Raw genomic sequence first — 376 nt, forward strand, 5'->3', positions numbered from 1 at the left:
ATTATATATAGTCTTTATTGGAAGTGGTGCATTTTTAGACGGAGAGACTTTATGGCATGTTTTTCCAAGTATTATTACGCTAGTTATATTTATCGCGCTAGGCTTTTTACCGAAAGATATGGTGAAGAAGGATAAATCATAATTGTACTTACCCGTTATTTGATTTATAATAGAATGCGTAATGGGAAAGTAGGCTTATTATGAAGACAAAGTATTGTGCGAAGTGTGGCTTATACGCTTCTAAAAACGATAAGTATTGTCCTAACTGTGGAAATGAGTTAGGTGAAATTAGCGAATCAAAAGAAAAGCATAGCGAAGATCAAGGGGGTTATGTTGAACGTTCAAATGTCGTAATAATTGATGCGGCTGGGTGTTT

The 376-nt window shown here is 34.8% G+C and carries 2 protein-coding genes; both read left to right on the forward strand.

The window, feature by feature from the left end:
- On the forward strand, positions 1–142 hold a 142-nt coding region (locus ABCO64_RS10995), incomplete at its 5' end, for a hypothetical protein (RefSeq protein WP_425463704.1).
- A gap of 58 nt (positions 143–200) precedes the next feature.
- Positions 201–376 (forward strand): zinc-ribbon domain-containing protein (locus ABCO64_RS11000; protein ID WP_425463705.1); only part of this gene is annotated, 176 nt, incomplete at its 3' end.

Source organism: Methanocalculus natronophilus, assembly GCF_038751955.1.
In the GTDB taxonomy this organism is placed as follows: Archaea; Halobacteriota; Methanomicrobia; order Methanomicrobiales; family Methanocorpusculaceae; genus Methanocalculus; species Methanocalculus natronophilus.